The organism is Candidatus Eisenbacteria bacterium (genome assembly GCA_020847735.1).
GTDB lineage: Bacteria > Eisenbacteria > RBG-16-71-46 > RBG-16-71-46 > RBG-16-71-46 > CAIXRL01.
On the sequence record JADLBL010000009.1, the window covers coordinates 18,142 to 42,544 of the forward strand.

Below are 24,403 nucleotides of genomic sequence, written 5' to 3' on the forward strand. Positions count from 1 at the left end.
CTCACCGCCCATGTCCTCGACCCGCCCGCACCCGAAGCCGCTCCCCCGGCGCGACGCGACGCGACGCGGCGCGCCCGGAGCCGGGGCGCTGCTGCTGAGCGCGCCCGCGCCCGCGGCCTCGCGGTGGCTGGACCGGCTGGCCTGGGCGCTGGCCGCGGCCTTCGGCGTGCTCGTCCTGGCCATCCTCCTCGGGCCCCACCGGGTCGGGGACGTGTTCACCGAGACCGACTTCTACGGCGCCTACGGCCTGGACGCGCGCGCCCTGCAGGCCGGGCACCTCGATCCCTCGCGTTACGGCGTCGTCGGGCCCGTCCACGAAATGGCGCTCGCGCTGCTGGGCTTCGTGGTGCGCGACCTGTTCCTCGCCGCCGAACTGCTGTCGGCCGCCTCGATGGTCGCGGCGCTGCTGCTGTGGCACCGCATCGCCCGCGAGCGCGCGGGCGCGCTGCCGGCGTTGCTCACGGTCGCGTTCCTCGCGACCAACGCGCAGTTCCTGCGCTACGGCTACGCGGCGACCACCGACGCGCTGGCGCTGGCCGTGCAGGCGGGCGCGCTCGCGCTCCTGCTGACCGGCGCGCCGCGGCCGCGCCGGTTGTTCGCGGCCGGCGCGCTGGCCGGTCTGGCGTTCCTGACCCGCTACAACGCCGTCGCGCTGCTGCCGGCGGGCGCGCTGGCGCTGGCGTTCGGCTGGGCCGGCGTGCGCGAGGGCGGCCCCCCGCGCGGACGCGCGGCGCTGCTCTTTTGCGCCGGCTGGCTCGCCCCGGTCGTGCCGTGGATCGCGATTTCGCTCGCGAGCGGCGCCACGTTCGCCTTCCAGCTCCACCACAACATCGCCTACGACGTGTTCGCGCGCGCGAAGGGCATTCCCTGGGACACCTACCAGCGCGATCTGGAGCCGCAATTCCCGACGCCCTGGTCGGTGATCGCGCGCGATCCGGCGGCGGTGTTCGCGCGCATGGCGTCCAACGTCGGCGAGCACCTGATGCTCGACGCCCGCAAGCTGACCGGGATGCCGGTCGCGATCGCGGCGCTCGCCGGGCTGCTGTTCGCCTGGCGCGACGGTTCGCTCGCGCGCCTGCGCGCGGTGCTGCTCGCGGGGGCGCTGCTGTTCCTCGCGCTCGTGCCGGCCTTCCACAACGAGCGCTGGTCGCTCGCGACGCTGCCGGTCTGGGCGCTGCTCGCGGCGACGGCGTTCGGCTCGCCGCTGCTGGCGCTGGCGTGGCGCACGGGCCCCCCCGGCGCGGCGGCGGGCGGCCGGCTGTGGCTCAAGGCGGTGCTCGCGCTCGTGCCGCTGGCGCTCGCGGCGAAGGTGTCGCTCGCGGTGCAGAAGCGGGTCTTCGACCAGCTCCCCGTCGAGGTGCTCGAGATCGCGCGCGAGGTCCGGCCGCTGCTGCGCCCGGGCGACCGCGTCATGGCGCGCAAGCCGAACTTCGCCTGGCACGCGGGACTCTCGCCGGTCGCGTTTCCCTTCGTGGACTCGCTTTCGCAACTGGCGGCGGCGGCGCGGCGCGGGCACGTGCGCTGGCTGTACTTCTCGTGGCCCGAGGCCGAGATGCGGCCGGACTTCTCGTACCTGCTCGACACGACGTCGCATGTCCCCGGTCTCACGCCGCGCGCCGTGACCGAGCACTGGCCGGCGGTGCTGTACGAGATCGGCCCCGGTTTCGGGCGCGACCCCGCGTGGCTCACGGACGTACGCGAGCATGCCGTGCACCGGGCGCGCGCCCAGGTCGCGATCTCGAACGTGGACTGGATGGCGCGCCTGGTGCTCGCGACCGACGAGCAGGCGAAGGGACGCTTCGAGGAAGCCCAGCGGTTGCTCGATCAGGCGGCGCGGATCGCGCCCCGGGAGCCCGACGTGCTCCTCGCGCTGGGCGACAACCTGCTGCGCACCGACCGGCCGGCCGAGGCGGCGGAGACCTTCGACCGGCTCGAGTCGCTGCGGCCCGGCGATCCGCGCACGCGCATCGGGCGCGGCTGGGCGGCGGCGCTCCAGCACCAGGACGCCGACGCGATGGCCCTGTGGGCGCCGGTGGTGTCGTTCGCCAGCGACGCTGCTACGCTGCGCCGCATGCACCAGCTCTTCGTGGCCGCCGGCGACCGCGGCTCGGCGGCCGAGGCCGCGGCCCGCATGCGCGCGCTGGGGATCGCCCCGTGAGGCGCGCCGCCCTGCTCGCCGCCGCGCTGTCGTTCGCGCTGCTCGCCCCGCTGGCCGCGGCCGGGTCGAAGAAGCCGCGCGCGCCCCGGCTGCCGCCCGCGCCGCCGGTGGCGGATTCGGTCACGGTCGGGCTCTGGTCCATGGACGAGAACGGCGGCCCGCTCGTTTCCGACTCGGGACCCTTCCGGCTGCGCGGCACCGCGGGCGGCGACACGCGCACGGATTTCGGCCGCTTCAGGAGCGCGCGCGTCTTCACGCGCTCGCAGCAGTCGTTCGTCGTCGTGCCCCGCAACCCGGTGCTCGACGTTCCGCACGGGTTCACGATCGAGGCGTGGGTGCAGGCGAACTCGCTCTCGGACTACGAGCTCGAGGTCATCGCCGCGCGCTGGTCGCCCGTGCCCGGGGAGCAGAGCTGGGTGCTCGGCGTCGCCGGCCTGAGGCAGGCGTACCCGATCGTGCCCGCGGGCGCGCCCGGAATCTTCGAGCGCGTCGTCGCCGACCAGCCCGTGGGCCGGTTGCTGTTCGTGATGCAGCCCGCGCAGGCGGCGGCGCCGGTCGCCTTCGCGTCCGGCGGCGCGCTGCCGCTCGGGCGCTGGGTGCACGTCGCCGCGACCGTGGACGGCCAGGCCGTGCGGCTGTATCTCGACGGCCGTCTCGATGCGCAGTACGCCACCGGCCAGACCGTGCGCGGCAGCTTCGCGCCGCTCGTCTTCGGCAACCTGGTGGACGAGCGGCGGCTCACCGACATCGGCGGCCCGCTGCAGATTGACGGCACCTCGGACTACTCGCCCTATTACGGCTTCGACGGCGTCATTGACGAGGTGCGCCTCTCGAACACCGCGCGGACGCGGTTCGAGAGCCTCGATTCGCGCTGAGCGCGGAGCGGCGCGGGACGGACTTCGTGTCCGTGCCCGCACGCGCGGACGCGACCCGGCCCGGTCGAACGGCCGCCTCTCGTCCACGGGGTTGCCGGCCCGCGCACGCCGTGCGCATGGCGCGGCCACCGCGCGAACCGCTAGCCTTGAAGCGTTCGGTTCCGCCCCCGCACGCGCCTCCGCCGGAGCACCTCATGCGCCTCACGCCGTCGCTGCTCGCCGCCCTCGCACTCGCCACCGGCGCCCCCGCCGACGCCGCGACCACGCGGCTCGTCGCCCAGCTCGCGGCCGCGCCCGGCAACGCGGCGCCGACGGCGCGCGGGCCCGCCGACGCGGACGCCCGCGCGCGCGCGGGGGACGCGGCGATCCGGTTCGCCGCGCCCCGCCTTGCCGCGCTCGGGCTGAAGCTCTCGCGCCGGCTGCTCGACGGTCTGCCCGCGCGGGCCGCGACGCTGCCCGCGCGTTCGGGCGAGGCGCTCGCGCTCGGCGCCTTCGCGCCCGGGCGCATCGTGCTGCTCGAAGCGCCCGACGAGGCGCGGGCCGAAGCGGCTCGCCTCGCGCTCGCCGACGGCGGCGCCGTGGACTGGGTCGAGCCGCTGCGCACGCGCGCGCTGCAGCTCGAGTCGTACGCGCCGGCGCCGGCGCGCGGGCCCTGGCCCGCGCGAGCGGCGCTGCTCGATTCGCTGCCCGACGATCCCTACCTGCGCAACAGCTGGCAGTGGGGGCTGTGGAACGAGGGGCCCGCCGGCGCCTACGGCGGCCTCGCGCGCGCCGACGTGCACGCGGCCGAGGGCTGGGCGCTGTGCGTCGGCGACGACGCGCTCAAGCTGGCCGTCGCCGACACGGGCATTGACCCGGCGCAGCCCGAGCTGGGCGGCCCGCTCGCGGGCGGAGGTCCGCGCATCGTGGACGCGATCAACCTGACCGGCGAGCCGGTGCCGGCGATCACCGACTCGTTCGGCCACGGCACGCCGGTCGCCGGCGTGATGGCGGCGCGCAGCAACGACGGCCCGCACTTCACCGGCGGCGGCGTCGCCGGCCTGTGCGGCGGCGACGGCGCGACCACCGCCGGCTGCCGGATCGTGCCCATCAAGATCTCGCCCGGGCATTCGGGCGAGGCGTCGTCGTTCGACATCGCGCGCGCCATGATCCACGCCGCCGACGTCGGCGCGCGGGCCATGAACCTGTCCTTCGCCGGCCCCGGCAGCAGCCGCATCGAGCGCCTGGCGCTCGGCTACGCGCTGACGCGCGGCTGCGTCGTCGTCGTGGCCGCCGGCAACAAGGGCGCGAGCAAGCCCACCGAGCCGCAGTACCCGTCGGCCTACGCGGCCGAGGGCCTGTGCATCCAGGTGGGCGCGAGCTCGCCGTTCGACGAGCGCGTCACGTTCTCCTCGTACGGCCCCGGCCTCGACCTGATGGCGCCGGGGGTCAACGTCTGGACGACCTTCATGACCTACCCGAGCTACTACGGCGCCACCTACGACGGCTACGTCGCGGCTTCGGGCACGTCGTTCGCCGCGCCGTTCGTGGCGGCGGCCGCCGGGCTGCTGGCGAGCGCCCGGCCGGAGCTGCTCGACACCGACTTCCAGCGCGTGCTGCGCGAGAGCGCCGACGACATCGGCGCGCCGGGCGTGGACGCCGAGACGGGCTGGGGGCGGCTCGACGTCGGCCGGGCGCTGTACGCGGTGCGGCCGCAGATCGCGATCTGGCACGACGAGGTGCACGCCGACTCGCTCGTGCCCGGGGGCTCCGGCCTGCTCGAGATCGGCGAGAGCGGCCCGGGAACGCTCGACCGCTTCCGCGGCAGCGTGCGTGCGACGCGATGGGCCGCGTACGCCACCGTCACGGTGCCCGACTCGATCGCGGACTCGATCCGCGTCTGGCCGCGCGTCGGCGGCACATTCGCCGCGCGCGGCGACTTCCGCCTGCCCTACTTCGCCGCGACCGCCGAGGTGGTGGCGCGGACCGCGCGCACGTTCACGCTGCGCGGCTGGCTCTATCGCGCCGACGAGGACACGACCGCCGACGGCTGGATCCCGCTGCCGCCCGAGTACGTGCGCTTCGGCTTCAGCGTGCTCGGCCGCGCGGCGCGCGCGCTGCCGTCCGGCGCGGTCGTTCGCGGCGGCGGCGCCGTGCCCACGCTGCGCGCCGGGCCCAGCCCGTTTCGCGGCGCGCTCGAGCTGCGCGCGCCGGGACAGGGCCGGATTTCCGTGCTCGACGCGGCCGGGCGGCTCGTGCGCGCGTTCGACACGCGCGACGGACACGGGCGCTGGGACGGCCGTGACTCGGGCGGCCGCGACGCGCCGCCCGGGCTCTACTTCGTCCGCTGGCGCGACGGTGCGGGCACGGCGGTGGTGCGCGTGGTGAGGCTGGCGGAGTAACCTGCCGGACATGACGCCTTCCGACCGGAACACTCCGCATCGCCCCGGCGCCGCCGCCCGGCGCGCGGGCCGCCTCGCCCCTCTCGCGCTCGCCTGCGCGCTGCTCGTTCCCGGCTGCACGCCCGCCGCGCGTCCCCCGGCGTGGGCCGGCGTGCGCGAGATCACCCCGCCCGAGCTCGCGGACGTCGCCGCGTTCGATCCCGGCCTCGCGGTCGGCCCGCGCGGCCGGCTCGCGCTCACCTGGGTGACGCGCGACAGCGCCGGCGCCGGCGTCTGGCTGGCCGTCGCCCCCGACAGCGCCGGCCGCTTCGGCGCTCCCCGGCGGCTCGACGATCCGGCGGGGCGGGTTTCGTCCTATTCCGAGAGCCGGCCCGTCGCGGCGTTCGGGCCGAGCGGCCAGCTCGTGGTCGCGTGGGCGGCGCATCGCGACAGCGGCGGCTTCGCCGACGACATCGTCTCGCGCGCGAGCGCCGACGGCGGCGCGACGTTCGGCCCGCCGGTGTTCGTCAACGACGACTCCGGCGATCCGAAGTCCACCTACCACGGCTTCCTCGCGCTCGATTTCTCGCCCGACGGGCGCGCGCTGGCCGCCTGGCTCGACGGGCGCGGCGCGAAGCTGGCGCCCGGCGAGGAGGAACCCGCGCGCGCGCAGGTCCGGCTCGCCGCCAGCCTCGACGAAGGGCATTCGTGGCAGCCGAGCGTGCTCGTCGCCGCGGAGGGCTGTCCGTGCTGCCGGCTCGCGATGCGAGCCGACTCCGCCGGCCGCGTCGTGATCGCGTACCGCGGAGCGCACGACGACCTGCGCGATCCCCGGCTCGCGATCTCGCGCGACGGCGGCGCGACGTTCGCGCTCGACACGCTCGTCTCGGCGGACCGCTGGCTGCTGCCCGGCTGCCCGTCGGTCGGGCCGGCGCTGAGCGCGAACCGCGCCGGCGGCGGGCTCTACGCGTGGTTCACCGGAGCCGAGCACGAGTCGGACGAGGTGCGGCCCGGCGTCTACCTCGCGACCTGGCGCGCCGACGTCGGGCGAACGGGGCCGCGCCGCATGCTGGCGGACTCGCTGCGCGAGGCCTCGCGCCCCATGCTCGCCGGCATGGGAGCGACGACGCTCGCGGGCGTCATCGCCCGGCCGCTCGCCGACACGACGGCCCGCGTGCTGGCGGTGCGCGCGGTCGAGGCCGACGGCGCGCAGACGCCGTGGCTGTTCCTCGGCGCCGCCGTCCGCAGCGCCGCGCTCGCCGGCGCCGGTCCGCGCCGCGCCTACGCGGTCTGGATCGAGCGGCCCGCCGAGCAGCCCCGCCTGCGCCTGGCGCGCCTGGACCGGCGCTAGGTTCTATCTGAGAACGCCCCGCGGCGCCGCGCCGGTCGGCGGACTCTCCGCGCACGGCCGCGCGCGTGGCGGGCGGGACCGGTGCGATGCTAACGTTCCGCACTCGTTTGTCCTGACGGCGCGGCGCCCGGCGCCGGCGCCGCGACCTTCCTCCCGACCGGAGGCCATCGCTTGAGCGGCACCCCATCCGACCTGCAGGCCGTGCAGCAGCTCAACCAGGCCCGCGAACGCATCCTCGCCGAACTGCGCAAGGCCATCGTCGGGCAGGAGGAGGTGGTGGACCACCTGCTCACCGCGCTGTTCGCCGGCGGCCACGTCCTGCTGGTCGGGGTCCCGGGGCTGGCCAAGACGCTGCTCGTCTCGAGCGTCGCGCGCGTGCTGGACCTGCAGTTCAGCCGCATCCAGTTCACGCCAGACCTGATGCCCAGCGACATCACCGGCACCGACATCCTCGAGGAGGACTCGGCCAGCGGGCGGCGCGCGCTGCGCTTCATCCGCGGTCCGGTGTTCGCGAACGTCGTGCTCGCCGACGAGATCAACCGCACACCGCCCAAGACGCAGGCGGCGCTGCTGCAGGCGATGCAGGAGAAGGAGGTCACGGCCGGCGGCCAGACGATGGCGCTGCCGAAGCCGTTCTTCGTCCTCGCGACCCAGAACCCGATCGAGCTCGAAGGCACCTACCCGCTTCCCGAAGCGCAGCTCGACCGCTTCATGTTCAACGTGCGCGTGGACTATCCCGGCGCCGGCGAGGAGGAGCAGATCGTCGCCTCGACGACCTCGGCCTACGTGCCGCAGCTCGACCGGGTGCTCGGCGCCGGGGACATCCTCGCGCTGCAGCAGCTCGTGCGCCGCGTGCCGGTCACCGAGCACGTCGTGCGCTACGCGGTCCGGCTGGCGCGCGCGACGCGCGGGCGCGAGGACTCGCCCGAGTTCGTCCGCCAGTGGGTCAGCTGGGGCGCCGGCCCGCGCGCCTCGCAGTTCCTGGTGCTCGGCGCCAAGACGCGCGCGGTGATGCGCGGCCGCTTCGCGCCCGGCATCGAGGACGTGCAGGCGGTCGCCGCCAGCGTGCTGCGCCACCGGATCATCACCAATTTCACCGCCGAGGCCGAGGGCGTGAAGCCCGACCGGATCATCGCCGACCTGCTGAAGGCCGTGCCGGCGGAGTAGGGCGGGAGGCAGCACCGCAGGACGGACGCGGCCGGCCGGGCGCACGCGCACGGACCGGGGCGGCCGCAGTCGCACGAGCGCGCCGGGAACCGCGGCGGCCGCCGCAACGCAGGACGCGCACCGCCACCGACCGCCGGGGGAACCATGAGCGTCGAGATGCACCGCAGGATCGGGCTCTACGCGGCCACCGCCATCACGGTCGGGAACATCATCGGCTCCGGAATCTTCCGCTCCCCGCACGGGGTCGCGCAGGAGCTGCCCGGGTTTACGCCGGTGATCGCCGCGTGGGTGCTGGGAGGCGTGCTGTCGCTGTGCGGATCGCTCGTGCTGACCGAGCTGGCGGTCGGGCAGCCCAGGACCGGCGGTCTGTACGTCTTCATCCGCGAGAGCTTCGGAGACGCGTGGGGATTCGCCTTCGGCTGGGCGAACCTGTGGGTCATCAAGCCGACCGTGATCGCCTCCATCACCAGCGTGTTCGCGCTCTACTTCTGCCAGGTGCTCGGACTCGGGCACCCGGCGGAGCTGGCCGTGGGCTGCGTCGCGATCTTCCTGCTCACGTTCGTCAACTGGCTGGGCGTTCGCGAGGGTGCGGGCGCGCAGTCGCTGTTCACGACCGCCAAGCTCGCCGGCATCGTCGCGCTGTGCGTCGCGGCGTTCACGGTGCCGGTCGCGCACGCGCCGGGCCCGATCGAACAGGCCGCGACCGCGGGCTCGGCCGGGCACTCGCTGCTGACCGCCTTCGCGCTGGCGATGATCGGCATCCTGTTCGCCTACGACGGCTGGACGGATTCCACCTACGTCGCCGGCGAGGTGGTGAATCCGCGGCGCACCCTGCCCATCGCCATCCTCGGCGGCACCGCGCTCGTGGTCGCCGTCTACGTGCTCGTCAACTTCGCCTATTACAAGGTGCTCACGCCCGACGAGGTCGCCAGCTATCCGGCGGTCGCGACCGAGGTCATCCACCGGCTGGTCGGCGACTGGGGGGCGCGCGCGCTGGCCGTGCTGGTCGCCGTCTCGACCTTCGGCACCATCAACGGCGCGATCCTCACCGGCCCGCGCGTGACGCAGGCGATGGCGGCCGACGGCCTGCTGTGGAAACCGCTCGCCGCGCTCGACCCGCGGCGCGAATCCCCCGCGCGGGCGCTGTGGATCCAGGCGGTGCTGTCGTGCGTGTGGCTGTGGGCCGCCGGCGGCTTCGAGGACGTCTCGGGCTGGTTCGTCACGACCTCGTGGGCCTTCTACGGCGTCACGACCGCGGCGCTGTTCGTGCAGCGCGCCCGCGAAAAGCGCGGCGGCGCGTCCGCCGCTGCGGCGGCGCCTTCGTACCGCTCGCCGCTGCATCCGCTGCCGGCGATCGTGTTCCTGGTCGTCACCGCGGTCATCATCTGGAGCGACTTCTCGAGCAGCGCGCCCTTCACCTCGCTGGCGCGCCTCGGCCTGCCGGTCCCGCGCGCGATGGCCGGCGTGCTCATCGCCGCGACCGGCTTCCCGGTCTACTGGCTGTGGTGGCGTCGCGGCAGGACCGCGCGCTGACGTGGTGACCCCGTGAGCGACGGCCGCACCTCCCTCGACCCGGCGGTCGTCGCGCGGCTCGCGCATCTCGACGTGCGTGCGCGGCTCGTCGTCGAGGGCTTCATCGCCGGCATGCACCGCTCGCCCTTTCACGGCTTCAGCGTCGAGTTCGCCGAGCACCGGCCGTACATGCCGGGCGATCCGCTCAAGAACCTCGACTGGAAGGTGCTGGCCAAGAGCGACCGCTACCTCGTCAAGCAGTACACCGAGGAAACGAACCTGCGCTGCCACCTGCTGGTGGACCTTTCGGGCTCGATGGGCTTCCAGTCGGCGCGCGCTTCGCTCTCGAAGATCGAGTACGCGCGCTCGCTGGCGGCCGCGCTCGCCTACCTGATGCTCGGGCAGCAGGACGCGGTCGGAGCGCTGCTGTTCGCCGAGCGGCCGGTTTCGTTCATTCCCGCGCGCTCGGTACGCACCCACCTCGACGTGCTGCTCAAGGCGCTCGGCGCCGGCCAGCCGCAGGGCCGCACGAAGCTGGGCCCCGTGCTGCACGAACTGGCCGAGCGCATCAAGCGGCGCGGACTCGTGGTGCTGATCTCCGACCTGATGGACCGGCCGGACGAGGTGCTCTCGGGCCTGCAGCACTTTCGCCACCGCCATCACGAGGTGATCGTCTTCCACGTGCTCGACCCGGACGAGATCGAGTTCCCCTACCACGACACCGCGACGTTCGTGGACCTGGAGAGCGGCGAGCGGCTGACGACCGAACCGTGGGAGATCGGGCAACGCTACCGCGAGCGGATGGACGCCTGGCGGGACCATTACCGGCGCGCGTGCCGCGAGCAGCTCGTGGATTACGTGCCGCTCGACACGCGAACGCCGTTCGACCGCGCGCTGCTCGCCTACCTCGAGAAGCGCTCGAGGCTGCTGTGACCTTCCGCGTGCTCGCCGCGCTGGTGCTGGCGCTGGGCGCCGCCGCGCTGATCGGCGGCCTGGCCGTGCTCGGCAAGGGGCCGGCCGCGCCGCGCGAGCTGCGCCACCTGCGCGCCGGCAAGGGGCGCGAGCGCGCGCCCGAACGCTACGCGCCGTGGACGGTGGACAGCTTCGCCGCGCTGCCGCACGGCCGCCCGCTCGCCGAGTACGCGCCGCTCGAAGCCAGGGGCGTGAGCCTCGAAGGCTGGGTGCAGCGCACGATGCTCGCGGCCGACGGCGACCTGCACCTCGAGATCGCGCCCGCGCCGCGCGGCGAGGGCGGCACCGACACGCTCTACGTGACCGCCGAGATCACGCCGCAGTGGCGCCGCCGCGGGCGCTGGAACGGCGAGGCCCTGCTGGCGTTCTTCCGCCCCAACCGCGGCGGCGCGACTCCCTGGCCCGGCGGTCCGCGGCACGTGCGCGTCTCGGGCTGGCTGCTCTACGACTACCAGTACGACCGCGTCCCCTCGTCGTGGTCGCTGGGCAACGCCGCGCCGCGCCTGACGGGCTGGGAGATCCACCCGGTCACGCGCCTCGAGGCCTGGGACGACTCGAGCGGCACCTGGCGGGAGTTTCCGTCGTGAACTTCCTGAACCCGCTGTTCCTGTTCGGCGTCGCGGCGGCCGCGGTCCCGATCCTCATCCACCTGTTCACCCGCCGCCGGCCGCGCGAGGTGCGCTTTCCCTCGCTCGAGTTCCTGACCGAGGTCCACCAGAGCGAGATCCGCCGCCTGAAGCTCAAGCAGTGGCTGCTGCTGTTGCTGCGGGCGCTGGCCATCGCCTGCCTGGCGATCGCCATGTCGCGCCCGGCGCTCAGGGGCAACGCCGCGGGCAGCGCCGCCGCCAGCTCGCTCGTGGCGCTCGTGGACCAGAGCGGCAGCATGGGCGCGCCGGGACCCGACGGCCGGCCGCTCACCGCCGCCGCGCGGCGCGTCGTGGACGACCTGCTCGCGACGATGGGTCCCGCCGACGAGCTGCTGCTCGTGCCCTACGACCGCGCGCCGCATCCCGTCTCGGAACGCCCGCTCGGCGACGCCGGCCGGTTGCGCGCCGCGGCGCAGGCCCTGCGGCCGGGCGCCGCCACCACCGACCACGAGGCCGCGCTGGCGCTGGCGGCTCGGGCGCTGCGCGGCTCGCACGCGCTCAACCGCGAGCTGTTCTGGATCTCGGACTTCCAGCGCGCAGGCTTTCCCGCCCTCGAAGGCGGCGCGCGCTTCGCCGCGCCCGAGGGACCCTGGGACGCCACGCGCGTCTACCTCGTGCCGCTCGCGCCGCGCAGCCGCGCCAACGCCGCGCTCACCTCGGCCGCGCTCTCGCCGGCGGCGGACGGCGTCGAGCTCTCGCTCGGCGCCGCCGCCTTCGGGGTCACGCCGGGCGACTTCGCGGTCGAGGCGCGCGAACTGGCGGCGGCCCCGGACGCCGGCGCGCTCGCGCCCGGCGACCGGCTCGGCTCCGGGTTCGTCTCGCTGCCCGGGCGCGGCGAGGCCGCGGCGCTGCTGCCGCTGTCGCGCCTGCCGGTCGCGGGCGGCGAGGCGCTGCTTCCCGAGGACGCGCTGGCGCTCGACAATCGCCGCGTCTTCGCCGCCGGGCGCGCGGGCGCGCTGCACGTGCTGCTGCGCGAGGACGGCGGGCCCTCGCCGCTGCGCCTGGCGCTCGAAGCGGGCGGCGAGGCGTCGGGTTTCGACGTGCGCGCGGTGGACGCCGCGGGGCTCGCCGCGCAGGCGGCCGACGCCGACGTGATCGTGCTCGGCGACGTCGCGCGCCCGGGCCCGGCCGAGCTGCAGGCGCTGCTCGACTTCTGGCGCGGCGGCGGCGGCCTGCTGCTCGTGCCCGGCGCGCGCGCCGACGCGGACGCGTGGAACCGCCTGCTTCTGGGCGAGATCGGCGCGGGCGAACTGGGCGGCGAGGACCAGGCGCCCGCCGGGGCCGCCTGGCGGCTCGTGCGCCGCGTCGCCGGCCACCCGGTGCTCGGCGGTTTTCCGGCACGCCCGGGCGAGCCGCTTTCCTCGGCCAGCTTCACGGTCGTGCGCGCCTACCGGCCCGGCCCGGGGCGCGTGCTGCTCGAATACGACCGCGCGCACCCGGCGCTGATCGAGGCGCCGCACGCGCTGGTGCTCAACGCCTCGCTCGACCTGGCGAGCAGCGACTTCGCGGTCAGCGGCGCGTTCCTGCCGCTGGTCCACCAGTGCGTGCGCGTGCTGGGCCGCGGCACCGCCGCGCTCTCGCTCGCGCCCGGCGACGTCTGGCGCGCGCCGGCGACGACCGGCGAGTGGCGCGTGCTGGACGAAGGCGGCCGCGACGTGCCCGTCGCGCTCGGCGGCACGCAGGGCGCGACGCGGCTCGAGACGGCGCCGCTCGAGCAGCCGGGGCTTTACCGCGTGCTGCTCGGCGGCCGGCTGCGCAGCAGCTTCGCCGTCAATCCCGACCCGCGCGAGTCGGACCTCACCGCGCTCGACGAATCCGCGCTGCTCGCCGGCTTTCCGCCCGGGCGCGCCACCGTCCTGCACGCCGGCGCGGATCTCGCCCGGCGCGTGCGCGAGGCGCGTTTCGGCCGCGAACTGTGGGCCGTCTTCGCGCTGCTCGCGCTCGCGCTGCTCGTCGCCGAGAGCGTGATCGGGCGCTGGGGCATGCCGGCGGCGGCCCGGCGCGGCGCCTGACCGCCGCCACCACCGCCGTCCCGCGCTTGTTGGCGCCCGCGCCGGCCTGCTAGCGTCGCCGTCCGCCGCCACCGGCCGGGAGCGGAACGAGCCCGCGCCGCGACGCGGCCCACAACCTCGCGCCGCGACCGCCCGGGATCCTTCCGAGGCGGCTTTTCGTGCTGGCCCCGGGACTCGAGAGTGACCACCACCGACCTGTACCTGACCGACGATCTCGCCGAACGGCTCGCGGGCTACGCGGACCGCTGTCCGGAAGCGCTCGACCTGCTCGGCACGCTCGGGGGCGGCTGGAATCGGGCGGACGCCGCGCGCAAGCGCCCGCGCGTCGCGGTGCGCGGGCTCACCGGCTCGGCGCGCGCGTACTTCGTCTCGTGGCTGCAGCGGCGCACGGACCGCACGCTGCTGTACGTGGTCCCGCACGGCGAGGCGTTCGAGGCCGCGCGCGACGACCTCGAGTACTTCCGCGGCCGTGGCGCGACGTTCGCGTTTCCCGAACCCGACTCGCCCCCCTACGACCCGTCCTCGCCGCACCCGACGCTGACCGCCGAGCGGCTCGGGACGCTCGCGCGACTGGCGGCGGGCGAACGCGGCGTGGTGGTCGCGACGGTGCGCGGCGTGCTGCAGCGCGTGACGCGCCCGGAGCGGCTCGCGCGCGCGATCCTGTCGCTGCGCGTCGGCGAGGACGCCGACCCGCGCGCGCTGATCGAGCGGCTCGTCTACCTCGGCTACGAGCGGCTGCCCGAGGCCGAGTCGGTGGGCACGTTCGCGCGCCGCGGCGGCATCCTCGACGTCTTCCCGGTCGGCCAGGGCGATCCGCTGCGCATCGAGTTCGACGGCGACACGATCGCCTCGCTGCGGCGATTCGACGCGGGCACCCAGCGCTCACTGGAAAAGCTCTCCGCCGCCCGCGTGCTGCCGCGCTACGAGATCATCGTCGAGCCGGGCGAGGCCGAGACCATCGCCGGGCGGCTGCGCGAGGCGGGCGACGAGGCCGCCCGCGGCGGCGCGAACCTGTTCCATGACGGCATGGAGCGCTTCGCGGGCTACTACGACGACGCGCTCGCCTCGCTCTCCGACTACCTGCCCGACGACGCGCTGGTCGTGGTGGACGACCCGGCCGCGCTCGCGGAGCGCGCGGAGGAGTTCTCCGCGGGCGTGCTCGAGGCGTTCCACCGCGCGCGCGGCGAGTACCCGCTCATCTCGCCGCCCGGGCAGCTCTTCCAGCCGGCCTCGGCCTGGGACGAGCTGCTCGAACAGCGCCGCGGCGCGGACTGGATGGGCGCGGTCGCCGAGCCGGGCGAGGCCGCGCGCTACGCGCACCGGGTGATCGTGGACTGCCTTCCGGCCGAACCCCAGCAGCGCTCCCTCGACCGGCTGCGCGACCACCTCGCCGAGCTGAGCGCGAACGGCATCGCCCCGGTCATCCTGTGCGACAACCCGGGCCAGCGCGACCGGCTGTGGGAGATGCTCGGCAACGAGGGCGCGACGCTCGGCGTCGGCCTCGTCTCGGCCGGCTTCACCCTGCGCGGCGCCGGGCTCGCGCTGCTCACCGACCACGAGATCTTCTCGCGCTACCGGCGGCGCCGGCGCCGGCTGCGCCGCACCGGAGGCATGTCGGTCGCCGAACTCTCGGCGCTCAAGCCCGGCGACTTCGTCGTGCACGAGGAGCACGGGGTCGGCATCTACCGCGGCATGAGACGCCTGACGCTCGGCGGGCAGGAGACCGACTGCCTCGAGCTTTCCTACGCCGAGAAGGACGTGCTCTACGTGCCGGTGCACATGCTGTCGCTGGTCTCGCGCTACGCGGCCGGCGACGGCGCGAAGCCGGGGCTGCACCGGCTGGGTTCGGCGCAGTGGCAGAAGACCAAGGCGCGGGCGAAGCAGGCCATTCAGGACATGGCCGACGAGCTGCTCAAGGCCTACGCCGCGCGGCACGCGCTGCCGGGCCACGCGTTCAAGCCCGACACGGTCTGGCAGCGCGAGCTCGAGGCGTCGTTCCCCTACGACGAGACGCCCGACCAGCTCACGGCCATCGAGGACGTGCGCGCCGACATGGAGACCGCCTCGCCCATGGATCGCCTGATCTGCGGCGACGTCGGCTACGGCAAGACCGAGGTCGCGATCCGTGCCGCGTTCAAGGCCGTGCAGGACGGCCGGCAGGTCGCGGTGCTGGTGCCGACCACGATCCTCGCGCAGCAGCACGGCATCACGTTCCGCGAGCGGCTCGCCGACTTTCCGGTCAAGGTCGAGGTGCTGTCGCGCTTCCGCACCCCGAAGGAGACGAAGGACGTGGTCTCGCGCCTCGCATCGGGCGACGTGGACATCGTCATCGGCACGCACCGGCTGCTCAGCAAGGACGTGCGCTTCGCGAGCCTGGGCCTGGTGGTGATCGACGAGGAGCACCGCTTCGGCGTGGCGCAGAAGGAGAAGATCCGCCAGCTCACCCGCACCGTGGACGTGCTCGCCCTGACCGCCACGCCGATCCCGCGCACGCTCAACCTGTCGCTCGCCGGCGCGCGCGACATGAGCGTCATCGAGACGCCGCCGCAGAACCGCCTGCCGGTGCACACCGAGGTGCTCGAGTTCGACCCCGAGGTGGTGACCGAGGCGGTGCTGCGCGAGGTGGACCGCGGCGGGCAGGTGTTCTTCGTCCACAACCGCGTCGAGACCATCTACAACCGGGCGGCGATGCTGCAGGAACTCATCCCCCAGGTGAGCGTCGGCGTCGCCCACGGCCAGATGCACGAACGCCAGCTCGAGCAGGTGATGCTCGACTTCACCGAGGGCCGCCTCGACGTGCTCGTCGCGACCATGATCATCGAGAGCGGCCTCGACATCCCCACGGTCAACACGCTGATCGTGGATCGCGCCGACACGCTCGGCCTCGCGCAGCTCTACCAGCTGCGCGGCCGCGTCGGCCGCTCGAGCCACCGCGCGCACGCCTACCTCATGGTGCCCGGCCGCCGCGTGCTGACCGAGGAGGCCGAGAAGCGCCTGCGCGTGATCGAGGAGTTCGACGAGCTGGGCGTGGGATTCAAGGTCGCGCTCAAGGACATGGAGATCCGCGGCGCCGGCAACATGCTCGGGCCCGAGCAGCACGGCCACATCGTCGGCCTGGGCTTCGACCTGTACGTGAAGCTGCTCGAGGAGGCGGTCGCCGGGCTCAAGGGCGAGGTCGAGTCGCTGCGCCCCGAGCCGCGCCTGCTCACCGACTGGAGCGCCTTCCTGCCCGACGACTACGTGCCCGACGAGCACGAGAAGCTCGCGCTCTATCGCCGCCTCGCCGAGGCGAGGAACGACGGCGCGGTGGACGACTTCACACTCGAGCTGATGGACCGCTTCGGCCAGCTGCCGCCGCCGACGGTCGCGCTGGTCGAGCTGCGGCGGCTGCGCGTGCTCGGCCGCGGCCCCGACGAGGCGCCCGCGCTGGTCGAGAGTCTCAAGGTCCTGCACGACGTCGCCGAGGTGACGCTGCGCCGTCCCCTCAAGCCCGCGGAGATCGCGTCGGTCGTGGGCTCGCTCAACTTCCAGGTCGAGTTCTTCTCGGGCCGCGAGTTCGGGCTGCGGATGAAGGGGGCCGATCTCGTGCTGCTCAATCGGGCCCGCGAGACGCTGGTGGCGCTGAACCGTGCGGTCGCGGCCGCCGCGCCGGATGCCGGCGGCGGGCCGAAGCCGGGAGCGCCGGAGCGGCCCGCCGCGCCGGCGCCGGCCGGACGCACCAGCCGATCGTGAAGCGCGGGCGGTTTCGTCTCGGATTCGTGGCCCTGCTGATCGCCGTGTTCGTGCCGCTCGCCCTCGTGCTTCGGCGCCCCGGCGCACCGCCGGAGCGGCGCCAGCCGCCGGCGCCTGCTCGCCCCGGCCCGCGGTCCGCATCGCCGGGCCAGGCCCCCCGGCCCATCGCCGCGCCCGCCCGCGCCCGGGCGCGCACCTGCGTGCGCGTCATTGACGGCGACACGGTGATGCTCGACGGCCACGAGCGCGTGCGGCTCATCGGCGTGGACACGCCCGAGCTGCACCGCGAGGGCACGCCGGTCCAGTACTTCGCCCGCCAGGCGAGCGCGCACACGAACCGCCTCGTCGCCGGGCGCCGCGTGCGGCTCGACTTCGACCAGGAGCGGCGTGACCGGTACGGCCGTACGCTCGGCTACCTGTGGCTCGAGGACGGCACGTTCGTGAACCTCGAGATCGTCCGTCGCGGCTACGGCTTCGCCTACACGCGCCACCCGTTCCGCTACCTGGACGAGTTCCGCTCCGCCGAGCGCGCCGCCCGAACGGAGGGCGCCGGCCTGTGGGCCGCGCCCGACTCGATCGGCACGGCCGTGGGTCCGCCTGCCTAGTGGAACTCCGCCGGAGCGGCGCCGGCGCACGACGACCGGCCTTGCGACCCCCCGCGGCCCCCTCTAATGTCGGCCGCCGATTCATCGGAAAGCCGCCGCATCCCGCCGGAAAGGAACCGTTCCGTGACCCGCTCGACTGCCCGTGCCGCGCTCGCGGCGCTCGCCGCGTTCGCCGTTTCCTCGCTGCTCGCCGGCTGCTCGATCGGCCAGCGCCCGCTGGCGCGCGTCGGCTCGCGCACGATCACGTCCGCCGACCTGCTCGACGCCGCGCGCGGCAACGAGCTGCAGTACCGCGGCACGCCCGAGCAGGCGAAGCTCACGCTGCTGCAGGATCTGGTGCGCCGCGAGCTGATGCTCGAAGCGGCGCACCGGCGGGGCTCCGACACGACGGCGTTCGCGCGCAACTACCTCGCGAGCCTCGAGGACCGCTACGCGCTCGAAGCCCTGTACGCGAAGCTCGCGCCGAAGGACCCCGGCGTCAGCGAGGCCGAGGCGCACCGGCTCTGGCAGTGGCGCGGCACGCAGGCGGTGGTGCGCGTCATCTACTCGCCGGACCGCACCATCATCGCGTCGGCCCTGCGCGACCTGGCCAACGGCGTGCCCTTCGCGGCCGTCGCGGACCGCCACAACATCCCGGGCACCGTTCCGTCCGGCGGCCTGGTCGGCAACGTGCGTCCGGGCCAGCTCGTTCCGCCGCTCGACGAGGCGCTGCTCACGCTCGAGCCGGGCAAGGTCGGCGGGCCGTACGACACGCCGCAGGGCGTGTTCCTGATGGTGGTGGAAAGCCGCGCGGCGGTCGAACGGCCGTCGTTCGAGCTGGAGCACACGCAGCTCACCGAGATGCTGCGGCAGCGCAAGGTCCGCCAGACCATGGTCGAGGCCATGATCGGCCTGAAGGAAGCCGCGCACGTGAACGTGGAAAAGGGCGCCGCCCAGCGCCTGTTTCGCCTCCTGACGCCGGCGCGCATCGGCGACCTGACGCCGCCCGCGCCGACCGCCGACGAGCGCGCCGAGACGCTGGCCCGCTGGGACGGCGGACGCTACACGCTCGGCGACGCGCTCGACGACCTCTCCCGCCCCGACGTCCAGAAACCGCCGGCCGGCCTGACGCCCGCCATCCAGCAGTGGATCGAGGGCCGCGTCATCACCCGGGTCGCGCGCGAGGAGGCCCGGCGCCGGCACCTGCTGGAGGAGCCGGAGGTGAATCGGCGCGTGCGCGGCGAGTACGAGCGCTACCTGCTCGAAGGCGAGTTCCAGGCTTCGATCGCGGACGTCCCGCCTCCCGGCGAGGCTCAGCTCCGCCAGATCTGGGCCATGGTCCAGGGCCAGTACCAGCAGGTCAGCCGCGCGAACATCCAGTGGGTGATCCTGCCCGACTCGGCGACGGCCGCGCGCATCGGAATGCACGGCGGTCACGGCGGGGCCACGCTCGAGGAGGCGGTGCGCAGGGCGGGCGTGCAGGCGATCGTCCACCACGAGGTCGTGAACTACCCGACGTCCGACCCCAACTGGATCACGATGCGCGAGACGCTCGCGCGCATGCAGCCCGGCGAGTGGGCGGGACCGGAGCACCTGCGCGAAGGCTTCCGGCTCATGCAGGTCGTCGGCAAGGCGCAGGAGCCGCTGACGTTCGAGAACCTCACGCCGGACCTGCGCGCGAACCTGCTCCAGAACGCCATGCAGCTGGCGCAGGAGCAGCGGCTGGCGCGGTACACCGACTCGCTGCAGTCGCTGGTGCGGCCCGTCCTGCTCACCGAGAACCTGCGAAGCGTGCCCTGGCCTCCGCCGGCCACGATCGACGTCGGAAACTGACGGGTCCCCGCGCGTGGCGACCCGCGGCTGGCTGAGCCTCCTGCGGGCCCTGCTCGCGCCCTTCACGCTGTTCGGAGCGGCCGGCGCGCACGCGCAGCCGGTCGCCGAATCGCTGGGCGAAGGGCTGGCGCGCTTCTGGCCCGACGCGGAGGCGCGCGGCGCGGCGCCGCCCTCGCTCGCGCTCGAGGCGCCGCGCGCGGCGGTCGGCGAGCTGCCGGCGGCCTTCCGGGTGCGGCCGGTCTTCTCGATGGCGCGGGGCGGCCGCGTCGTGCGCGTCGCCCTTGCGCGCGGCACCTCGCTCTACGGAACCGGCGAGGTGCCGGGCCCGCTGCTGCGCAACGGCCGCACGACGATCTGCTGGAACACCGACGCCTACGGCTACGACGGCTCGACCCCGTCGCTCTACCAGTCGCACCCGTGGGTGCTGGCCGTGCGGCCCGACGGCAGCGCGTTCGGCGTTCTCGCCGACACGCCCGGCCGCGTGGTCGTGGACCTCTCGAACGGCATCGAGTTCCGCGCGCAGGGCCCGGCCTTTCCGGTGATCGTCGTCGAGCGGCCGACTCCGCAGGACGTGCTCGTCGCGCTCGCCGGGCTCGTCGGCCGCCCGCCGCTGCCGCCCCGCTGGGCGCTCGGCTTCCAGCAGTGCCGCTACTCGTACGCCCCCGCGGGCGAGGTGCTGCGCATCGCCCGCGAGTTCCGCGCCCGGCGGCTGCCGTGCGACGTGCTGTGGCTGGACATTGACTACATGGACCGCCACCAGCCGTTCACGTTCGATCCGGTGGGGTTCCCGGAGCCGAAAGTCATGAGCGACACGCTGCACGCGCAGGGCTTCCGCACGGTGTGGATCCTCGATCCCGGCATCCGCCGCGAGGCCGGCGACGCGACGTACGACGAGGGCACGCGGCTGGACGCGTGGGTGCGGCTCGCCGACGGCACGCCGTTCACCGGCCGCGTGTGGCCGGGCCTGTGCGTGTGGCCCGACTTCACGCGCGCGGCGGTGCGCCGGTGGTGGGGCCGGCGCACCGCCGAGTTCGCCGATCGCGCGGGCGCCGACGGAATCTGGAACGACATGAACGAGCCCGCGGTCTTCGCCGCCCCGGGCAAGACGATGCCCGAGACCGCGCGGCACGAGGCCGACGCCGACCTCGGCGGCCCGGGGTACCACGCGCGCTACCACAACGTGTACGGCATGCAGATGGCGCGCGCCACCTACGAGGGCCTTCGCGCCGCGCGCCCGGAACGGCGGCCGTTCGTGCTCTCGCGCGCCAACCACCTCGGCGGACAGCGCTACGCGGCGGCGTGGACCGGCGACAACCGCTCGAACGAGGAGCACTTCCGCATGGCGCTGCCGATGACGCTGAACCTCGGACTCTCGGGCCAGCCGTTCGCGGGGCCCGACATCGGCGGCTTCGCGGGCCCGAGCACCGGCGGGGAGTACGCCGCCTGGCTGGGGCTGGGCTCGCTGCTGCCCTTCTCCCGCGCGCACACCGAGAAGGGCAACATGCGCAAGGAGCCGTGGAGCTTCGGGCCGAAGGTCGAAGCCCTCGCGCGCCGCGCGCTCGAGACCCGCTACCGGCTGCTGCCCTACCTTTACACGCTGTTCGAGGAGGCCTCGCGCACGGGACTGCCGGTCGCGCGTCCGGCGTTCTTCGCCGCGCCGCGCGCCGCCTGGCTGCGCGCGGTCCAGCACGAGTTCCTGCTCGGGGCCGACCTGCTCGTGCACGCCGGCGCGCTCGCGCCCGCGGGCGGCGGCGCGAGCCTCGCCGACGACGAGGCGCGCTGGCCGCGCGTGCGCCCGGTCGCGGGCGACGACGACGTGGCGCTGCCGCGGCTGCACCTGCGCGCCGGGGCCATCTTGCCGCTCGGGCCCGTCGTGCAGTCCTCGGGCGAGACGGCTCCGGATTCGCTCGAGCTGCTGGTCGCGCCCGACGCGGACGGCCGCGCCGAGGGCTGGCTTTACGAGGACGCCGGCGACGGCTACGGCTACGCGCGCGGCGCGTTCCGCCGCACGCGCTTCGCCGCCGAAACCGCGGGCGGGGTGCTGCGCGTGAGCGCGCGCATCGAGGAGGGCGCGTGGCCGCGGCCGGCGGGGCGCCGCTACGCCGTCACGGTCGTGGGCGCGAAGCCGGAGCGCGTCGAGGGGCCGTGAAGCGGGCCGGCCGCTGTTAGCGCAGCTTCCTGCGCACCTCGGCGGCGCGGCGCTCGCTGGCTTCGACGCGGCTGCCGTCCTTCAGGCGCAGCACCAGCACGCCGTCCTCCGAACCGTAGCTCTCGATGGCCTGCACGTTGACCAGCGCGCCGCGATGGGCGCGCACGAACTGGCCCGCGGGCAGGCGCGTCTCGAGCTCCTGCAGCGTGTAGTCCACCAGGTATTCCCGGCCCTCGCTGCGCGCGAGCACCAACCGGTCGCGCGAGACCACCAGCGGCACGTCGGCGAGGTCCAGCAGCTTGACCTCCCGCCGGTGCCGCACCGGCAGGCGATGGAGCGTCCGCGCGGACTGCGGCAGCGACTCGCTCGCGAGCGCCTCGCGCACCGCCGCTCCGTTGCCGCGCCGCGCGCCGCCTTCGCGTTCGGCGCGCACGCGCTGGACGGTCTCGCCCAGCCGTTCGCGGCGGATCGGCTTGAGGACGTAGTCCAGCGCCGCGATCTCGAACGCCTCGACGGCGTGCTGGTCGTAGGCGGTCACGAACACCACGATCGGCGCGGTCTCGCCCTTCAGGTGCCGGGCCACTTCGAGCCCGGAAAGGTCCGGCATGTGGATGTCGAGGAACGCGACGTCGGGCCGCGTCTTCGCGACCACCGCCAGCGCCTCGGCGCCGTTCTTCGCCACGCCGACGACCTGGACGCCCTCGTGCTCGTTCAGCAGCTTCTCGAGGAACTGCCGCGCGCGCGGCTCGTCGTCGGCGATGATCACGCGCAACGTGTCGTTGTGGGTCACCGTGGTTCCTCCTGGCTGGCGAGCCAGCGCACGCGGACCGCGAAGCCGGAGCCGGCTTCGCCCTTTCCGCGTCGCGGGCCCGAGGTCACGCTCGCTTCGTTCCCGGCGAAACGGCGCACGCGTTGTTCGAGGTTCTCGAGGCCGGTTCCGAGGCTGGGGCCGCCGTTGCCGTGCGGTTCGCCGTCGTCGGCGAACTCGAGTTCGATCCACCCGTCCCTGCGGGCGGCGCTCAGCGTCAGGTGCAGCGGCGCGCCGGTCGGGGTGATGCCGTGCTTGAGGCTGTTCTCGACGAGCGGTTGCAGCAGCAGCGGCGGAACCGCCGTCGAGAGCATCGCCGGATCGCCGGTGTAGCGGAACTCGAGCGGGTTCTCGTAGCGCTCGCGCGCGACGCCGAGGTAGTCCTCGACGAACGCGATCTCGTCCGAGAGCAGCGCCGCCGGCCGCTTTCCGGCCTCGACGGTGTAGCGCAGCATGTCGGCGAGCCGTTCGCTGAAGCGCTGCGCGGCCGCCGGATCGGTCTCGATGAGATAGGCCAGGGCGTTGAGCGCGTTGAACAGGAAGTGCGGCTGCACCTGCGCCTGCAGCGCGCGCAGCTCGGCGCGCGTCGCCGCTTCCTTCAGCTCGACCGCGCTGCGCTCGGCCGTCGCGCGCGCCTCGGCGAGGCGCAGGTTGTCGAGCCGGATTCCGGCCTGGCGCAGCAGCGTCGCCAGCTCGCTGCGCGCGTAATCGGGCGCGGCCTCGGGGTCCGCCAGCCGCGGCGTGCCCTCGGCCGGCCAGACGATCTCCACCTTGCGGCGCAGGCCGCGCGCGAGGCCGATCTCGACCGCCTCGCGCACCTCGTCGCGGTCGAGCGCCGACAGCAGGTCGCGGCCGGCGTCGTCGAAGGCGCGGTGCAGCCCGCGCGGGTCGCGGCCGTAGAGCCGGTCAATGGCGCGCTGCAGCCGCGTCCGCAGCGGCGCGAACGCGAACGCCAGCACGAGCGCGGCGACCACGCTGAAGACCAGCGTCTGCTCGCCCGTCACGTTCGAGAACAGCCGCTGGCCGAGAAACACCACGCCCAGGTAGATGGCCGCGAGCACGCCCGAGAGCAGCGCGTACGGCAGGCCGTCGGCGACCAGCCGGCGCGGATCGAAGATCGGGTCGTCGGCGATCAGGTACGCGAACACGAACGGCGCCGACAGCCAGGCGATCAGCTCGGTCGTGTACAGGCCGCGCTGCATCGGCAGCGGCAGGAGCGCGAACACGCGCGGGTCGGTCGCGACGACGTTGAGCGCCGCGCTCGAGAGCACCGCGAAGCCCGCGACCATCGCCAGCACCCGCTGGTGCGCGGCCGGGTGCCAGAGCGGTCCCGAGCGCGCGTAGCGCTCGACCATGGACAGGACGCCGAAGGCGAGCGCGATGGCCTGGTACCAGTTGTAGACGGCCTCCGACGGGCTCGCGCCCCTGGGCGCGAACGCCAGCCACAGCACCAGCGGGGCGACGTAGGCGGCGACCGTGATCCAGAACCACGCGCTGCGCACACGGCGCCCCGGCCGCCAGCGGGGGCGCGGGAACACGCTCATGAAGTGGACGAACGCCGCCGGGTAGAGCCACGCGATCCACTCGTAGGCGCGCAGATAGGCGCGGAAGGGCGGCGTCAGCTCGACCTGCGGGTACTGGTAGAGCGACCACATGACACCAAGCCCCTGCAGGATCGAGAACCACAGGAACACCCAGGCGGTCGCGAGATCCGGCCGCCGCCAGACGAGCAGGAACGCCACCAGCGGCGCCGCGATCACGGCGAAGATCGGGTACCAGTAGACGCGCAGCCGTTCCCAGGTGTTCATCTGCACGGGCGGCACGATCATCGGCACGAGCGCGCCGCCGCGCGCGACGACCAGCCGGAACGGCCCCGGCGGCATGCCGCGCGCGCGCAGCGTGTCGCGCGCCGCGGGCTCGCGCAGGTCGAGCGAGTCCACCCGCACCAGCACGTCGCCCTCGCGCAGCAGGCCCCGGGCGGGAGGCCCGATGACGCGCTCGACGACACCCTTCGAGACGTAGGCGCCGAGCCGCTGGTACGGCGTGTGGGTGAGGAAGCGGGGCAGCGCCAGCGCGACGGCGACGCACAGGGCCGCCACCGCCAGCACGCGCCGCGTCGGGGCGTCGGAAGTCACGCGGGGCACCTTCGCACAGGTGGTCGTGCGCCGACAGAACGTTCCGGAGGGCCGCGCACCCTGCCCGCCGAACGGTGAGGATGCCCCAGCGGCGCGCACGCGCGACCG

The 24,403-nt window shown here is 74.7% G+C and carries 15 protein-coding genes; 13 read left to right on the top strand and 2 right to left on the bottom strand.

The window, feature by feature from the left end; translation table 11 throughout:
* Window positions 1-10 precede the first annotated feature (10 nt).
* The 13 genes from IT347_04455 (at window position 11) to IT347_04515 (ending at window position 21,352) form a co-directional block, all read left to right on the top strand.
* The gene (locus tag IT347_04455) at window positions 11-2,158 is read left to right on the top strand and encodes a tetratricopeptide repeat protein (protein ID MCC6348830.1); all 2,148 of its coding nucleotides are present in this window, start codon (window positions 11-13) and stop codon (window positions 2,156-2,158) included.
* Window positions 2,155-3,033, top strand: coding sequence for a LamG domain-containing protein (locus IT347_04460; GenBank protein MCC6348831.1), 879 nt, complete (start codon window positions 2,155-2,157; stop codon window positions 3,031-3,033). Before IT347_04455 ends, IT347_04460 begins: the two co-directional genes overlap by 4 nt.
* Window positions 3,034-3,227: 194 nt before the next feature.
* Entirely contained in the window at window positions 3,228-5,414 is a 2,187-nt protein-coding gene (locus tag IT347_04465) for a S8 family serine peptidase (GenBank protein MCC6348832.1), read from the top strand.
* A gap of 10 nt (window positions 5,415-5,424) precedes the next feature.
* A complete protein-coding gene (locus tag IT347_04470) occupies window positions 5,425-6,744 on the top strand; it encodes an exo-alpha-sialidase (GenBank protein ID MCC6348833.1) in 1,320 nt (439 codons plus the stop codon).
* 171 nt (window positions 6,745-6,915) lie between these two features.
* Window positions 6,916-7,911 (top strand): MoxR family ATPase, encoded by a 996-nt coding sequence (locus tag IT347_04475; GenBank protein MCC6348834.1) that lies wholly within the window; start codon window positions 6,916-6,918, stop codon window positions 7,909-7,911.
* A gap of 144 nt (window positions 7,912-8,055) precedes the next feature.
* Window positions 8,056-9,444 carry an amino acid permease gene (locus IT347_04480; GenBank protein MCC6348835.1) on the top strand — a complete coding sequence of 463 codons (1,389 nt, stop codon included), beginning with the start codon at window positions 8,056-8,058 and terminating at the stop codon, window positions 9,442-9,444.
* A 111-nt stretch (window positions 9,445-9,555) separates the two neighbouring features.
* Window positions 9,556-10,356, top strand: coding sequence for a DUF58 domain-containing protein (locus IT347_04485; GenBank protein ID MCC6348836.1), 801 nt, complete (start codon window positions 9,556-9,558; stop codon window positions 10,354-10,356).
* Window positions 10,353-10,982 carry a hypothetical protein gene (locus IT347_04490; GenBank protein ID MCC6348837.1) on the top strand — a complete coding sequence of 210 codons (630 nt, stop codon included), beginning with the start codon at window positions 10,353-10,355 and terminating at the stop codon, window positions 10,980-10,982. The genes IT347_04485 and IT347_04490 overlap by 4 nt, the downstream gene beginning before the upstream one ends.
* Window positions 10,979-13,054, top strand: coding sequence for a VWA domain-containing protein (locus IT347_04495; protein MCC6348838.1), 2,076 nt, complete (start codon window positions 10,979-10,981; stop codon window positions 13,052-13,054). Before IT347_04490 ends, IT347_04495 begins: the two co-directional genes overlap by 4 nt.
* Window positions 13,055-13,234: 180 nt before the next feature.
* Window positions 13,235-16,786, top strand: a complete 3,552-nt coding sequence (gene mfd / locus IT347_04500; GenBank protein ID MCC6348839.1) for a transcription-repair coupling factor — start codon at window positions 13,235-13,237, stop codon at window positions 16,784-16,786.
* Entirely contained in the window at window positions 16,783-17,391 is a 609-nt protein-coding gene (locus tag IT347_04505) for a thermonuclease family protein (protein MCC6348840.1), read from the top strand. Before mfd ends, IT347_04505 begins: the two co-directional genes overlap by 4 nt.
* A 123-nt stretch (window positions 17,392-17,514) precedes the next feature.
* Window positions 17,515-19,203 (top strand): peptidylprolyl isomerase, encoded by a 1,689-nt coding sequence (locus IT347_04510; GenBank protein ID MCC6348841.1) that lies wholly within the window; start codon window positions 17,515-17,517, stop codon window positions 19,201-19,203.
* Window positions 19,204-19,216: 13 nt separating this feature from the next.
* Window positions 19,217-21,352 carry a DUF5110 domain-containing protein gene (locus tag IT347_04515; protein MCC6348842.1) on the top strand — a complete coding sequence of 712 codons (2,136 nt, stop codon included), beginning with the start codon at window positions 19,217-19,219 and terminating at the stop codon, window positions 21,350-21,352.
* A gap of 16 nt (window positions 21,353-21,368) precedes the next feature.
* Here the strand turns inward: IT347_04515 and IT347_04520 are convergent, their stop codons facing one another.
* Together IT347_04520 and IT347_04525 are read right to left on the bottom strand one after the other, a co-directional pair.
* Window positions 21,369-22,142, bottom strand: a complete 774-nt coding sequence (locus tag IT347_04520) for a response regulator (protein ID MCC6348843.1) — start codon at window positions 22,140-22,142, stop codon at window positions 21,369-21,371.
* Window positions 22,139-24,295 (bottom strand): histidine kinase, encoded by a 2,157-nt coding sequence (locus tag IT347_04525; GenBank protein MCC6348844.1) that lies wholly within the window; start codon window positions 24,293-24,295, stop codon window positions 22,139-22,141. The genes IT347_04520 and IT347_04525 overlap by 4 nt, the downstream gene beginning before the upstream one ends.
* Window positions 24,296-24,403: the final 108 nt, after the last annotated feature.